Here is a 14497-nt window from a genome sequence, read left to right as displayed (position 1 = left end):
TCCCTGGTGGCTCGGTGTGTGAACCCACCATCGCCGGGCGCGCTGACACCGGAAGGCCACCGCCCTGACACGGCCGCTGACACCCTCAGGCGTCGACCGCCAGCCGATATCCGCGCTTCACCACCGTCTGGACGACCTTCCCGCCCCCCAGCGCCGTCCGCAGCCGCCCGATCGCCGTCTCGACCGCGTGCTCCTCGCCGCCTCCCGGCAGCGCCGAGATCAGCTCACGCCGGGACACCACCCGCCCCGGCGACGCCGCCAGCGCCCGCAACAGCGCCATCGGTGCCGGGGCCACTTCGCGCCACTCGCCGTCCACGATGGCCGCCTGGCCGCGCAGCTCGATCGAGTGACCTCCCGCCCGCAACCGCGGGGAACGGGCCACCAGGGTCTCCGCCACCGTCCGGGCCAGCGCGCCGATGCGGGCGCGGTGCGGCTGGACCGTCGGCACCCCCAAAGCGGCCAACGGTCCAGCCGTGATCGGGCCGACGCACGCCGCCACCACCGGGCCGGACAGCGCCGAAACGAGCCCCGGCAGCCGGCCCGTGCGCCGGGCCAGGGCGATGAGCGACGCCGCCGCCGGGGCGCTCGTGAACGGCAGCGCGTGGATCGAGCCGTCCAGGACGCCGTCCAGGAGCCGGTCCACCGGGCCCGGGTCGACCGGGCCGACCCAGCGGTACACCGGGATCTCGATGACCTCCGCCCCGGACGCCCGCAGCGTGTCCACGAAGTACGGCAACGGCTCGCCGTGCAGCTGGACCGCGATCCGCAGCCCGTCGACGCCCGACGAGAGCAGGTGCTGCAGCAGCTCGGCGTTGCTTTCCGAGGCGGGCGAATACGACTCCGAAAGCCCGGCCGCCCGCAACGCACCGGTCACCTTCGGCCCGCGGGCCAGCAGCGACGCCGAAGACAGCCGCTCGAGCAGGGAATCCCCCAGCCCCCACCCCTCGGCCGCTTCGAGCCAGCCACGGAAACCGATGCCCGTCGTCGCCACCACCGCGTCCACCGGCGCTTCCAGCAGCCTCGACGTCGCCGCGTGCAGCTCGGTGTCGTCCGTCAGCGGCACGATCCGGATCGCCGGGCCGTAGCGGACGCTCGCCCCCTTGCGCACCAGCAGCGCGCCGAGCTCGTCAGCCCGGCGCGCCGCGGTGATGCCGATCACGAAACCGGCCAGTGGGAGCACATCGCTCACGGGCTCTCCACTTCGACGACGCCTTCCCGCACCCGCACCTCGTACACCGGCACCGAAACGTCCGCAGCGTCCAGGCACTGCCCGCTGTCGAGGGCGAACCGCTCCTTGTAGACCGGCGAAGCGACCACCGGCACGCCGTCCGCGTCGCCGACGATGCCGCGCGAGAGCACCGCCGCGCCGCTGCACGGGTCCCAGTTGGACAGTGCGTACCACCGGTCGCCGGGCAGCCGGAAGATCGCCACCTGGACGCCGTCCAGCAGCGCGGCGACCCCCGAGTACTCCGGCACGACCTCCGCCGCGCACACCGCCGTCCAGGTTCGTTCGATCGACGTGGTCATCGCCGCACCTCGCTGTTCGAAAAGCCCGGAACTCCCAGCATGACGGGCACTTTCTGCTGCCGCTCCTCGCGGAACGAGATGGCCGGGTCGGGCGCGCCCGGCGCGTTGACGAAGGAGGTGAACCGGGCCAGCTTCTCCGGGTCCTCCAGGACGCCCTTCCACTCGTCGGCGTAGTTGTCGACGTGCTTGGCCATCGCCGCGTCGAGGTCCTCGCAGATGCCGAGGGAGTCGTCGACGATCACCGCGCGCAGGTGGTCGAGGCCGCCGTCCAGCTCCTCGATCCAGGGCGCGGTCCGCTGCAGCCGGTCGGCGGTGCGCACGTAGAACATGAGGAACCGGTCGATGGTCCGGATCAGCGTCTCGGTGTCCACATCGGACACCAGCAGCTCGGCGTGGCGCGGGGTGGTGCCGCCGTTGCCGCCGACGTAGAGGTTCCAGCCGTTCTCCGTGGCGATGATGCCGAAGTCCTTGCTCCGCGCCTCGGCGCACTCCCGGGCACAGCCCGAAACCGCCGACTTGAGCTTGTGCGGCGAGCGCAGGCCGCGGTAGCGCAGCTCCAGCTCGATCGCCAGCCCGACGCTGTCCTGGACGCCGTAGCGGCACCACGTCGACCCGACGCACGACTTGACCGTGCGCAGCGCCTTGCCGTAGGCGTGCCCGGACTCGAACCCGGCGTCCACGAGCCGACGCCAGATCAGCGGCAGCTGGTCCACCGTCGCGCCGAACAGGTCGATCCGCTGGCCGCCGGTGATCTTGGTGTACAGGCCGAAGTCGCGCGCCACCTCACCGATCACGATCAGCTTGTCCGGGGTGATCTCGCCGCCGGGGATCCGCGGCACGACCGAGTACGTGCCGTTGCGCTGCAGGTTCGCCAGGTACCGGTCGTTGGTGTCCTGCAGGGTCATCTGCTCGCCGCCGAGCACGTGCCCGTTGCCGAGGGTGGCCAGGATGGACGCCACCGCGGGCTTGCAGATCGCGCAGCCGCTGCCCGAGCCGTACCGGCCGATCAGCTCGCTGAACGTCGTGATCCGGGTGGCCTGGACGATCTCGAACAGCTCGGCGCGCGACTGCGGGAAGTGCTCGCAGACGGCCTTCGACTGCTCGACACCGGCCGCGCTGAGCAGCCGGCCCAGCAGCGGGACGCACGACCCGCAGGCGGTGCCCGCCCGGGTGCACGCCTTCAGCTTCGGGACGGTGTCGCAGCCGTCCTCGTGGATGGCCTGGGTGATCGCGCCCTTGGACACCGCGTTGCACGAGCAGATCTGCGCCGCGTCGGGCAGCGCGTCGACGCCGACCGCGGCGCCGCCGCCCGCCGGGGCGAGGATCGCGCCCGGCTCGGCCGGCAGCGGCCGCCCGACCAGCGCGCGGAGGGTGTTGTACTCGGTGGCGTCGCCGACGAGCACGCCGCCGAGCAGCGTCTTGCCGTCGTCGGTGACCACGAGCTTCTTGTACGTCCCGGCGACCGCGTCGTTGACGGCGACTTCCAACGCGCCCTCGGTCTTCGCGTGCGCGTCGCCGAAGGAAGCGACGTCGACGCCCATCAGCTTCAGCTTCGTGGACGTGTCCGGCTCCGGGAACGTCCCGGCACCGCCGGTGAGCTGCGCGGCGACGATCTCCGCCATCGCGTAACCGGGCGCCACGATGCCGTACACCTTGCCCTCGACCGCGGCGCACTCGCCGATCGCGTAGATCGCCGGGTCGCCGGTGCGGCAGGACGCGTCGGTCAGCACGCCACCGCGCGGGCCCAGCTCCAGGCCGGACTGCCGGGCGAGGTCGTCGCGCGGCCGGACGCCGGCGGAGAACACGACGAGGTCGACGTCGAGTTCGGTGCCGTTGCCCAGCTTGGCCAGCAGCCGCGAGCCGTCGGCCTCGATGGCGTCGGTGGACGTTCCCGTGTGGACGGTGACGTCCAGCGCCGTGATCATCCGGCGGAGCATCGACCCGCCGCCCTCGTCGACCTGCAGCGGCATCAGCCGCGGCGCCATCTCGACGACGTGCGGGGACAAGCCCATGTCCCGCAACGCCTTCGCGGCCTCCAGGCCGAGCAGGCCACCGCCGATGACGACGGCCGAGCGCCGGCCGCGGCCCGGCTTGTCGACCGCGGCCGCGCGGATCGCGTCGAGGTCTTCGATGGTCCGGTAGACGAAACAGCCGTCCAGGTCGTGCCCGGGCACCGGCGGCACGAACGGCCGCGAGCCGGTGGCCAGCACCAGAGCGTCGTACGCGACGACCGCGCCGGACGCCGTGGTGACCGTGCGGGCGTCCCGGTCGACCGATACGGCCGGCTCGCCGAGCCGCAGGTCGACGTGCTCGTCGCCCGCGTAGTCCGAACCGGGCAGGGCCAGCGTGGCCGGGTCCCAGGTGTCCACGTAGGACGTGAGCGCCACCCGGTCGTACGCCGGGCGCGGCTCCTCGGACAGGACGACGATGTGCCAGTTACCGGAAGGGTCTTCCGCGCGCACCGCCTCCACGAGCCGGTGGGCGACCATGCCGTGTCCGGCGACGACCAAGGTGGGCATCTCAGACCTCCGCTCCCGCGAGCGCCAGACCGCGCTCACTCGTGGGCTGTTCGGCGGGCTTGCGCAGGTAAACCGCCCAGGTGACGGCGAAGCAGAGCCCGTAGAAGACCAGGAATCCGATGAAGGCGGGCACCCCGCTCTTGGCGTCGGCGAACGACTGCCGGAACGCGAGGTTGATGAACAGGCCACCCTCGGCGCCGATCGCGCCGGCCAAGCCGATCAACGCACCGGAGAGGCGTCGCGCCTTGAGCAGCTCGGCCGCCTCTTCGGCGCCGTTCGCGATCGCCACCTTCGCCTTGGCGCGGAAGATCGCCGGGATCATCTTGTACGTCGAGCCGTTGCCGATGCCGGTGAGCACGAACAGCACGATGAAGGCGATCGTGAACAGCGCCAGGGACTTCGACGTCGAGGCGAGGATCAGGACGACCGTGGCCAGCGCCATCCCGATGAACGTGAAGAAGGTGATCTTGCCGCCGCCGATCCGGTCGGCCAACCAGCCGCCGGTCGGGCGCGAGAGCGAGCCGAGCAACGGGCCGAGGAACGTCACCGCGGCCGCCTGCAGCGGGGTGCGGCCGAACTGGTTCTGCAGCACCAGGCCGAAGGCGAAGCTGTAGCCGATGAACGAGCCGAACGTGCCGACGTAGAGGAACGACATCACCCACGCGTGCGGATCCTTGACGACCTCGCGCATCGCCTTCGTGTCGCCCTTCACGGTGGCGAGGTTGTCCATGTAGAAGTACGCGCACACCGCGGCGACGACGATGAGCGGGATGTAGACGTAGAGCACGATCCGCGGTGCGGTCGCCCCCGCCGTGCCGATCACCAGCAGGCCGATCAGCTGGATGGCCGCGACGCCGAGGTTGCCGCCACCGGCGTTGAGGCCCAGCGCCCAGCCCTTGTGCTTCTCCGGGTAGAAGGTGTTGATGTTCGTCATCGAGGAGGCGAAGTTGCCGCCGCCGACACCGCCGAGGGCCGCGACCAGCAGGAACGTGCCGAGTGACGTCCCGGGGTGCAGCACGATCGCGGCCAGGATGGTCGGGATCAGCAGCAGCGCGGCGGACACGACCGTCCAGTTGCGGCCGCCGAACTTCGCCACGGCGAACGTGTAGGGCAGCCGCATCAGGCCGCCGATCAGCGTCGGCGTCGAGACCAGGAGGAACTTGTCGGCGGCGGAGAAGCCGTAGTTCTTGCCCATGAACAGGACGATGACCGACCACAGGGTCCAGACGGAGAAGCCGATGTGCTCGGCGAAGACCGAGAACCACAGGTTGCGGCGGGCGATCTTCTTGCCCGTGGACTCCCAGAACTCCTCGTTCTCCGGTTCCCAGTGCTCGATCCAGTGCTTACCTTGGTGGGCCACGGCGTTCTCCTTCGTGCGGCGGTTCGTGGTCATTGCGCGGCGAGCCAGTTGGCGATGCCGCCGACGGTGTCGGAACACCCGCCGCATCCCGTCGTGGCCCGCGTGGCCCGCGCCAGTGCGGGGGTGTCGGTCGCCCCGGCCTTCCAGGCCTCGATGAGCCGGCCCTTGGTGACGTTGTTGCAGCGGCAGATCACGGCCGCGGCGGGCAGGTCGGCCGGGCTGGCCGCCGGGGTCGCGCCGGTGGGCAGCGCGCGGCCCAGCAGGACGCCGAGCCGGTCCTCGGGCAGCAGCGTGCCGCGGTCGTGGAACTGGGTGATCGTCGCGGCCGCGTCGGGCAGGCCGAGCAGGATCGCCCCGGTGACGCGGTTTTCGCGGACGACGAGCTTGCCGTACCGGCCGCCGGTGGGGTCGTTGAACGTCAGCACCTCGACGTCCGGGTTACCGGCGTCGAGCTGCGTCTCACCCAAGGCGGCGAGGTCGATGCCGCGGGCCTTGAGCCGGGTGACGGCGGTCGTGCCGCGGTAGCGGGCGGCCGCGTTCGTGCCGGTCAGGACGTCGGCCAGCACCGACGCCTGCTCCCACGCGGGCTGGATCAGCCCGGCCGGGGCGCCGGGGTGGCGGGCGCAGTCGCCGAGAGCGTGGATGCGGCCGTCGCTGGTGCGCAGGGTGTCGTCGACCAGGATTCCCAGGTCCACGTCGAGGCCGGCCTCGACGGCCAGGCTCGTCTCGGCGCGGACGCCGGCGGCGACCACGACCAGGTCGGCCGGGACGAGGCTGCCGTCGTCGAGCTTGAGCCCGTCGCCGGGCAGGTAGCGGGCGGCGGTGGCGCCGAACTTGAACGTCACGCCCATGTCGGTGAGCTGGCGGGCCAGCACGTGCCCGGCGGCCGGGTCGAGTTGGCGTTCCATGACGTGCCCCAGCGGGTGCACGACGGTCACCTGGTTGCCGCGCCCGGCCAGGCCGCGGGCGGCTTCGAGGCCGAGCAGGCCGCCGCCGAGCACCGCGACCGGCGCGCCGAAGCGAGCCGCGTCGAGGATCTTGGCGCAGTCGTCGAGGCTGCGGAAGGCGACCACACCCGGCCCGGCTTCGAGGCCCTCCACCGGCGGGATCCACGGGTTCGCGCCGGTGGCGAGGACGAGCGCGTCGTAGTCGATCGAGGAACCGTCGGCCAGCTCGACACAGCGCTTCTCGCGGTCGATGCGGGCGACGTCCACGCCGAGCCGCAGGTCGATGTTGTGGCGCTGAGCCCACTCGTCGTCGTGCAGGCGCACGCTTTCGGCGCTCATCCCGCCCGCGACGACGGCGGACAGCAGCACCCGGTTGTAGGCCGCGTGCTTCTCCGCGCCGAGCACGGTCAGCCGGACCCGCTCGGCGATCGGGTCGCGACGGCGGATCTCGTCGGCCAGCCGGGCGCCGGCCATGCCGTACCCGACGATGACGACTTCACGGGGGCTCATGCGGCACCATCCACAGTAGACAGGGAAACGGCACACACCTTGAACTCCGGCATCCGGGAGACCGGGTCGAGCGCCGGGTTGGTGAACAGGTTGGCGCGCTGCTCACCGGGGAAGTGGAACGGGAGGAAGATCAGGTCGGGCTTCAAGGACTGCGTGAACCGGACGCGCGCCACCGTTTCGCCGCGGCGGGACCGGACCACGGCCCGGTCGCCTTCCTCCAGCCCGGCACGCTTGGCGGTGTCCGGGTGGACCTCGACGAACACCTCGGGCACGACGTCGTTCAGCTCGCCGATCAGCCGCGTCTGCGCGCCGGACTGGTAGTGCTGCAGCACGCGGCCGGTGGTGGCCTGCAACGGGAACTCGTCGTCGGGCAGCTCGGCCGGGCCGGTGTGCTCGACCGGCACGAACCGCGCGCGGCCGTCCGGGTGGGCGAAGGATTCCAGGAACATCCGCGGCGTGCCGGGGTGGTCGTCCGCCGGGACCGGCCAGTGCAGGGCCTCGCCCGCGCGCAGCCGGTCGTAACTGACGCCGGAGTAGTCGGCGATGCCGCCCTTCGACGCGATCCGCAGCTCCTCGAACACCGTCTCGGCGTCGGCCGGAAACCGGTTTTCCGGCTGCCCCAGCCGGAGCGCCAGTCCGTTGAGGACGTCCAGGTCGGACCGGACGCCCGGCGGCGGCGTCAACGCCTTGCGCCGCAGCAGGACCCGGCCTTCGAGATTGGTGAGCGTGCCGTCCTCTTCGGCCCACTGGGTCACCGGCAGGACGACGTCGGCGAGCGCCGCGGTCTCCGACAGCACGAAGTCGGCGACGACCAGGAAGTCCAGTCCGGACAGTCGATCTTGGACTCGCTGCGAGCGCGGCGCCGAGACGACCACGTTGCTGCCGAACACCATCAGTGCCTTCGGGCCGTTCTCCTGGCCGAGCGCTTCGAGCAGTTCGGTGGCCGAACGGCCGGGGCCGGGCAGGCTGTCCGCGTCGACGCCCCACACGCTCGCGACGTACTCGCGCGCGGCCGGGTCGTCGAGCTTGCGGTAGCCGGGCAGCTGGTCGGCCTTCTGGCCGTGCTCACGCCCGCCCTGGCCGTTGCCCTGGCCGGTGAGGCAGCCGTAACCAGAGCCCGGCCGCCCGGGCAGGCCGAGGCTCAGCGCGAGGTTGATCCAGGCGCCGACGGTCGCGGTGCCGGTGGCGTGCTGCTCGGTACCCCGGGCGGTGAGGACGTAGGCGTTGCGCGCGGCAGCGAGTTTTTCCGCGGCGAGGCGCATGTCGGCGGCCGAGACGCCGGTGACGCGCTCGGCGCGCTCCGGCCACCAGCTCGCGGCGATCCGCCACATCTCGGCGAACCCGCTCGTCCGGTCGTCCACATAGGACCGGTCGAGGTGGCCGCTTTCGACGACGGCGTGCAGGATGCCCAGGGCCAGCGCGAGATCCGTGCCGGGTGCGGGCGCGAGGTGGAGACTGGCCAGCTCGGCGGTCGGGGTGCGCCGCGGGTCGACGACGATCAGGTCGGTGCCGCGCAGGTGCTGGGTGAACGGCGGCATCGTCTCGGCCGGGTTCGCCCCGGCGAGCAGCACGACGTCGGCGTTCTTCAGATCCGTGACGGGGAACGGCATCCCGCGGTCGGCCCCGAAGGCCTTGATCCCGGCGGCAGCGGCCGAGGACATGCAGAACCGGCCGTTGTAGTCGATCTGCGAGGTGCCGAGCGCGACGCGGGCGAACTTGCCGAGCAGGTAGGCCTTTTCGTTGGTCAGCCCGCCGCCGCCGAAGATCGCGACGCCGTCCGGGCCGTGTTCACCCTGGATTTCGGCGAGTTTCCGGGCGACGTGGTCGAGGGCGAAGTCCCAGCTGACCGGCTCGAGCGCGCCGTTCACGCGCAGCATCGGGGTGGTCAGCCGCCTCGGGCTCGTGAGGAGGCTGCCGGAGGTCCAGCCCTTCTGGCACAGCCCGCCGGCGTTGACCGGGAAGTCGCGCGGCGTGACGCGGGTGCCCTCGAGGCTCATCCCGCACTGCAGCGCGCAGTACGGGCAGTGGGTTTCGACCTGCGTCATCGGGCACCTCCTCGGCGGTTCGGGCTTGCCCTGACGCTAAGGAGGCCGTGTTAACCGGATTCGACCGAATGTTTCAGGCAGTTGACATTGCAGCGGTTTACGCGGCGCCCGGCCGGTGAGATCGGCGTCCACGGAGCGGGAGTCCGGAGGTCAGTGGCGCCTTGTCGGAAGTGACGCCGGAGGGCTTGCGACGTGGGTCACAGGGGGTCCCGGCCGGCCTGGTCGCCGAAACCCTCATCGGCCCCACCATCCCGAAGCCCGATTGTGACTACGGCCGGCTTCGGATCGGGGTGGGGAGGGGAGTCTGGGTGGGGTGCCCCGGTCACAAGACTCCGGAGACCTCGCGGGCCGCTGCGCGCAGGCCGTCCAGTGATGCCTGGGTCGACCTCGGGTTCAGTGCGTTGGACGCCAGGCGGAACAGGACCGCGCGCAGCAGCAGCTGTGGCCACTCCGGCAGGTGCGCCCAGCGTTCCAGCAGGTCGCGGCCCGCGCCGCCCCATGCCAGGGCGTCGACCGCGACGATTGCCGCGCCGTACTCGCCCGGGCGGTAGTACGGGACGAAGTCGACGACGCCCGGGATGTCGTCGCCGTCGAACAGCAGGCCTGCCAGCAGCTCGCCGTGGGCCACCTGGTGCGGGAGGGTGATGCGGCGGCGGGCGCCGGCGAGGACCTCGAACCAGCGGCCGCCCTTGGTCTCGTCCAACGGGACCTCGAGTTCCTCCCAGGCGATGCGGTCGGCGACCGCGTCGACGTCGGTGCGTGCGTCGAGGAAGTCCGGGCGCGGTAGGCCGGCCGTGGCCCGGTGCAGCTTCACCGCCGCCAGCACCGACGCGTCACCGCGGTGCTCCGGCGTGCCGGGGATGAACCGCGACGCCGTCCAGCCGCCGACGATCCAGCGGCCGTCGGTGGAGCGGACCGGCTTCCCGACCCGCAGCCCCGGCTCGCGGACGTAGTCGAGCGCGTGGGCGGTCCACAGCGTCTTGACCTTGTCGGTGACCGGCTTGAGCACGAGGTCGCCGCAGCGCCACGCCGTCGAGTCCGGCAGGCGTTCGCCGCCGTCGGCGGGGCCGCCGAAGGCCGCGCAGACGTGCGCCGGAGGACGTTCGAGGGTTGACCGCACGGCCGTGACGTTACCCGGCCGGGTGTTTCCCGAACGAGAAGACGCGCTGGTCACACAGGGTTTTGGAACAGGGATCCCGGCTCCGCCGAAACGCCGTGAAGGCCGCCTCCGAACCGGAGGCGGCCTTCACGGGCACCACTGTCAGTAGGTCGGCAGGCTCGGGTCGATCTGCTTGGCCCAGGCGAGCACGCCGCCGCCGAGGTGGGTCGCGTCCTTGAAGCCGGCCGCGTGCAGCGCGGCGAGGGCCTCGGCGGACCGGCCACCCGACTTGCAGTGCAGGACGATCGGCTTGTCCTGCGGCAGCTCGGCCAGCGCCTCGCCCGAGAGGATCCGGTCCTTCGGGATCAGCGTCGCGCCCTTGATGTTGACGATCTCGTACTCGTGCGGCTCCCGGACGTCGATCAGGGCGAAGTTCTCGCCGCTGTCGAACTTGGCCTTGAGCTCGGCCGGGGTGATGGTGCTCCCCGACGCCGCCTGGGCCGCCTCGTCGGAGACGACCCCGCAGAACGCCTCGTAGTCGATCAGCTCGGTGATCTTCGGCGTGTCCGGGTCCTTGCGGATCTTGACCTCGCGGTACTTCATGTCCAGCGCGTCGTAGCTGATCAGGCGGCCGAGCAGCGGCTCGCCGATGCCGGTGAGGAGCTTGATCGCCTCGGTCACCATGATCGAGCCGATGGACGCGCACAGCACGCCCAGCACGCCACCCTCGGCGCAGGAGGGGACCATGCCCGGGGGCGGCGGCTCCGGGTAGAGGTCGCGGTAGTTGAGGCCCTTGCCGTTCGGGGCGTCCTCCCAGAACACGCTGACCTGACCCTCGAACCGGAAGATCGAGCCCCAGACGTACGGCTTGCCCAGCAGCACCGCGGCGTCGTTGACCAGGTAGCGGGTGGCGAAGTTGTCGGTGCCGTCGACGATCAGGTCGTACTGCTCGAAGATCTCGAGCGCGTTCGACGAGTCGAGCCGGTCGGTGTGCAGGTGCACCTTGACCAGCGGGTTGATCTCGGCGATCGACTCCTGCGCGGACGCGGCCTTGAGCTTGCCGACGTCGGACTGGCCGTGGATGACCTGGCGCTGCAGGTTCGACTCGTCCACGACGTCGAAGTCGACGATGCCGAGCGTGCCGACCCCGGCCGCGGCCAGGTACAGCAGTGCGGGGCTGCCGAGGCCACCGGCGCCGATCACCAGGACCTTGGCGTTCTTCAGCCGCTTCTGCCCGTTCACCCCGACGTCGGGGATGATCAGGTGACGGCTGTACCGGGCCACCTCTTCCTTGGTGAGCTCGGCAGCCGGCTCGACGAGCGGCGGCAGTGCTGACATGGGTCCTCCATCTCGCGCGGATCGCGTCCATCCCACTATGCACAACGCGCGCGGGCAAATAAGCCTTCCCGCGTCCGGATGCTGGGACAGCTGCGTGGCCGGGGGCTATTGCGGAGTGGGGTTCGGCCAGGAGTTGGTCTTGCAGATGCGGCCGTCCTTGGCCACCTTGCCCTTGTCGCCGCCGGGGATGTCGTTGAGCATCGCGACGTAGTCGTCGTTGACGCCGAAGGACTGCTGCATCATCACCGGCGCCGGCTGGTCGGTGCCCCCGCAGCCGACGTGCTGGTTGCCCAGGGCGTGCCCGACCTCGTGGTTGATGGCGTACTGCCGATACCCGGTCATGTCGGGGCCGTAGGCCTTGGCGCCCCGCACCCAGCGGGCCAGGTTGATCAGCACGCGGCCGAGGCTCTTGCGGTAGCAGGAGGCCTCGAACTTGATCTGGAAGCCGCAGGCGTCCGGCCGGTGGGTGGTCTCCGGCGTGGTCAGGCTCACCCGGAAGGACGGGTTCGGGAAGTTGGCGTCCACCCGCTGGAACGCGATCTTGCCGTCCCAGGTCCAGCCCTGGGTCGGGTTCGACAGCGTGCCCTCGACGGTCGAGGCGAAGGCGTCGTCGCCGGCGTAGCTCGCCGGGTCGACGCCGTCTTCGACCTCGATGGTGTAGGTGTAGAGCTTCCCGTTGCCGATCTTCGGGCCGCTGCCCGGCACGACGTGCCACTTGCCGGCGCCGGCCTGGGTGAACGGGATGCCGTTCGGCAGGTCCGCGGTCGGCACCTTGAGGTCGACCGGAGTGGCCGGGTTCTCCGGGATGGGCTGCTCGCCGTTGCCGTCGATGGCGCCGCCGGAAGTGTCGCCGCCCGCCGACTCGACGCCGGGCCCGGCGGCACCCGCGCCCTGCTCGGCGATCGGCTGAGCCGGGCTGTTGGCGGTGTTGACCACGACGAGCACGGTCAGCACGACCAGGATCGGCAGCGCGTAGACGCGCCAGCCGTAGGTCTTCGTGAGCTTGGCGATGCCCGCCTTCGGCGCCGCCTCGGCCGGCTTTTCCCGCGGGGTTTCGACGTGCGGCTTCCAGGAGGCGCTCAGCGGCTCGGCACTCGTCCGCCGGCCACCCGGCCGGTAGCGGTCCTCCTCGACGCGCTGGGCCGGCGCCTTCGACGGGCGGTACTGCCCGGTGCGGGGGTGGTCCTCGGCGTCCGGCGTCCGGCGGGCCGAGGCGCGGTGGGGCGTCCGCCGATCTTCGGCTCGCGCGTCGTGCTTCACCCGGTCCACCGCACCAGGGTGCCACAGCGGCGAGGCACCGCTCTCGCCGACTGGCGGATCATCGAGTGAACTCGCCATCCCCCGATCGGGCTACCAAGTGCCCGCTTCCACGTGCTCCCACATGCCCAGCACGGCCTTCGCGACGACGACCGGGCGCTCCATCTGCGCCACGTGCCCGGTGCGCGGGAGCACCAGCAGCCGGGCACGCGGGATCGCCCGCGCGGTCCGGACCGCGCGTTTCACGGAGATGACCCGGTCCTCCCGGCCCCACACGACCAGCGTCGGCGCCTTGACGAGCGGCGCGACCGACCACAGCGACGCCTTTCCCAGCGTCGACCAGGCCCGGAAGATGGCGAACGTGCTGCGCGCCATCGCGGGCGCGGCCCAGGCGAACCCGGCGCGGGCGCCGTGCTCCTCAGTCAGCTCGTCGAGCCGGCTCTCCGGGAACCGCGACGGATCGGCGAAGCACAGCTTGATGACCTGCGCGGCGCGTTCCCGTGGCCCGAGCGCGGCCAGCTGGGCCCGCACGCGCGCGCCGACCAGCGGCAGGTAGGCGAACGCCATCCGCGGGTCCGACAGCCGCCGCGGGTCGAGGCGCAGGTCCGGCACGGCCGGTGAAATGAGCGTCAGCGTTTTCACGAGCTCCGGCTTCCGGGCCGCGACCAGCAGGGCGATCGCGCCGCCCATGGAGTTGCCGAACAGGTGCACCGGCCCACCGCCGGCGGTGACATCCGCGGCTTCGCCCCGGGCCGGGGGCTTCGCCACCCGGGCCCCCGAAAAGCCGGTTTCGATGTGCCTCGTGACGACGTCGGCGTGCGCCTGGAGCGTGAAGTCGAAGCCCGCTTCGGGCTCGGAGTAGCCGAAGCCGGGCAGGTCGAGGGCCGTCCCGCCGGCGACCGGCGCGAGCAGCGCGGCCAGGTCCGTCCAGTTCGTCGACGAGCCGCCGAGGCCGTGGACGTAGACGGCGGGCACGCCGTCCGGGCCCGGCGTGCGGCGGATGTGCAGCCGGGCGGTGCCGACCTCTTCGAACGCCGCCGGCCACGGCGGCGGGACGGGGTCCAGCGACGGCAGGGCCCGGTTCGACAGCGGCACGTGGGTCAGTGGCGGCCGGGCCCGCACGGAGGTCTTCACGAGTCCAGAATGCCCGACCCTTGGCGCGGCACACGTACCGGCGAGTAATCTTCAGGGCGACTTCACGCGGTGGCGACCCCGCCCGTCGAAGAAGCGATGACGGGAGGATGAGCATGACGGAGATGACGCGCCTGCAGCAACGTGGGGTGCGGCTGCCCCGGACCGAGCGCCGGGCTCAGCTCCTCGCCGCGGCGCAGCGGGTCTTCGCCGAGAACGGCTACCACGCCGCCGCGATGGACGAGATCGCCGAGGTCGCGGGCGTCTCGAAGCCGGTGCTGTACCAGCACTTCCCCGGCAAGCTGGACCTGTACATCGCGCTGCTGGAAAGCCACGTCGACGAGCTGGTCAAGCGCGTCCAGAACGCCTTGGACTCGACCACGGAGAACAAGCAGCGCGTCCCGGCGACGGTCGGCGCGTTCTTCGACTTCGTCAGCGAGGACGCGGGCGCGTTCCGGATGGTGTTCGAGTCCGACCTGCGCGGCGAGCCGGCGGTGCAGGAAGCGGTCGACCGGGCGACGTCGGCGAGCGTGGACGCGATCACGGAGACGATCACCGCGGACGCGGGCCTCGACGAGGACAAGGCACGGCTGCTCGCGGTCGGGCTGGTCGGGATGAGCCAGGTCAGCGCCCGGTTCTGGCTGGCCCACCACCAGTCGATGAGCCGCGAGGAAGCGGTTGCTCTGACGGCCAACCTGGCCTGGCGCGGCATCGGCGGCGGCTTCCCCCTCAAGGACGGCTGACGCTGACGCAGTGAATGACTC

At 71.7% G+C, this 14497-nt stretch carries 11 protein-coding genes; 1 reads left to right on the top strand and 10 read right to left on the bottom strand.

What is annotated here, in order from left to right:
* Positions 1-85 precede the first annotated feature (85 nt).
* The 10 genes from ISP_RS05680 to ISP_RS05635 all read right to left on the bottom strand — a co-directional run bounded on the left by ISP_RS05680 (position 86) and on the right by ISP_RS05635 (position 13736).
* Positions 86-1189, bottom strand: coding sequence for a uroporphyrinogen-III synthase (locus ISP_RS05680; protein ID WP_013223031.1), 1104 nt, complete (start codon positions 1187-1189; stop codon positions 86-88).
* Complete coding sequence (gene nirD, locus ISP_RS05675; RefSeq protein ID WP_013223030.1) at positions 1186-1527, bottom strand: nitrite reductase small subunit NirD; 342 nt, start codon at positions 1525-1527, stop codon at positions 1186-1188. The genes ISP_RS05680 and nirD overlap by 4 nt, the downstream gene beginning before the upstream one ends.
* A complete protein-coding gene (nirB, locus tag ISP_RS05670) occupies positions 1524-4046 on the bottom strand; it encodes a nitrite reductase large subunit NirB (RefSeq protein WP_013223029.1) in 2523 nt (840 codons plus the stop codon). The genes nirD and nirB overlap by 4 nt, the downstream gene beginning before the upstream one ends.
* 1 nt (position 4047) lies before the next feature.
* Positions 4048-5439, bottom strand: a complete 1392-nt coding sequence (locus tag ISP_RS05665) for a nitrate/nitrite transporter (RefSeq protein WP_013223028.1) — start codon at positions 5437-5439, stop codon at positions 4048-4050.
* Positions 5436-6863, bottom strand: coding sequence for an FAD-dependent oxidoreductase (locus ISP_RS05660; RefSeq protein ID WP_013223027.1), 1428 nt, complete (start codon positions 6861-6863; stop codon positions 5436-5438). The genes ISP_RS05665 and ISP_RS05660 overlap by 4 nt, the downstream gene beginning before the upstream one ends.
* Positions 6860-8908 (bottom strand): molybdopterin oxidoreductase family protein, encoded by a 2049-nt coding sequence (locus tag ISP_RS05655; RefSeq protein ID WP_013223026.1) that lies wholly within the window; start codon positions 8906-8908, stop codon positions 6860-6862. The genes ISP_RS05660 and ISP_RS05655 overlap by 4 nt, the downstream gene beginning before the upstream one ends.
* Before the next feature lie 322 nt (positions 8909-9230).
* Positions 9231-10028 carry a TIGR02569 family protein gene (locus tag ISP_RS05650; RefSeq protein ID WP_013223025.1) on the bottom strand — a complete coding sequence of 266 codons (798 nt, stop codon included), beginning with the start codon at positions 10026-10028 and terminating at the stop codon, positions 9231-9233.
* A gap of 141 nt (positions 10029-10169) precedes the next feature.
* On the bottom strand, positions 10170-11345 hold the full coding sequence (moeZ, locus tag ISP_RS05645) for an adenylyltransferase/sulfurtransferase MoeZ (RefSeq protein WP_013223024.1): 1176 nt from the start codon (positions 11343-11345) through the stop codon (positions 10170-10172).
* 105 nt (positions 11346-11450) lie between these two features.
* On the bottom strand, positions 11451-12614 hold the full coding sequence (locus ISP_RS05640) for a DUF3152 domain-containing protein (protein WP_013223023.1): 1164 nt from the start codon (positions 12612-12614) through the stop codon (positions 11451-11453).
* A gap of 81 nt (positions 12615-12695) precedes the next feature.
* Positions 12696-13736 (bottom strand): alpha/beta fold hydrolase, encoded by a 1041-nt coding sequence (locus ISP_RS05635; RefSeq protein ID WP_013223022.1) that lies wholly within the window; start codon positions 13734-13736, stop codon positions 12696-12698.
* 113 nt (positions 13737-13849) lie between these two features.
* On the opposite strand from ISP_RS05635, the gene ISP_RS05630 reads away from it, so the two are divergent.
* Positions 13850-14476, top strand: a complete 627-nt coding sequence (locus ISP_RS05630) for a TetR/AcrR family transcriptional regulator (protein ID WP_013223021.1) — start codon at positions 13850-13852, stop codon at positions 14474-14476.
* Positions 14477-14497 lie beyond the last annotated feature (21 nt).

Origin of the sequence: Amycolatopsis mediterranei (assembly GCF_026017845.1) — a bacterium.
Lineage (GTDB): Bacteria > Actinomycetota > Actinomycetes > Mycobacteriales > Pseudonocardiaceae > Amycolatopsis > Amycolatopsis mediterranei.
Note: the sequence above shows the minus strand (reverse complement) of the source record. Positions and strands in the feature narration are given on the sequence as shown.

Excerpts from the sequence above, each read along its gene's own strand:
- nirD (WP_013223030.1), bottom strand. The coding sequence starts at position 1,527 with ATGACCACGTCGATCGAACGAACCTGGACGGCGGTGTGCGCGGCGGAG.
- nirB (WP_013223029.1), bottom strand. The coding sequence starts at position 4,046 with ATGCCCACCTTGGTCGTCGCCGGACACGGCATGGTCGCCCACCGGCTC.
- ISP_RS05665 (WP_013223028.1), bottom strand. The coding sequence starts at position 5,439 with ATGACCACGAACCGCCGCACGAAGGAGAACGCCGTGGCCCACCAAGGT.
- ISP_RS05660 (WP_013223027.1), bottom strand. The coding sequence starts at position 6,863 with ATGAGCCCCCGTGAAGTCGTCATCGTCGGGTACGGCATGGCCGGCGCC.
- ISP_RS05655 (WP_013223026.1), bottom strand. The coding sequence starts at position 8,908 with ATGACGCAGGTCGAAACCCACTGCCCGTACTGCGCGCTGCAGTGCGGG.
- moeZ (WP_013223024.1), bottom strand. The coding sequence starts at position 11,345 with ATGTCAGCACTGCCGCCGCTCGTCGAGCCGGCTGCCGAGCTCACCAAG.
- ISP_RS05630 (WP_013223021.1), top strand. The coding sequence starts at position 13,850 with ATGACGGAGATGACGCGCCTGCAGCAACGTGGGGTGCGGCTGCCCCGG.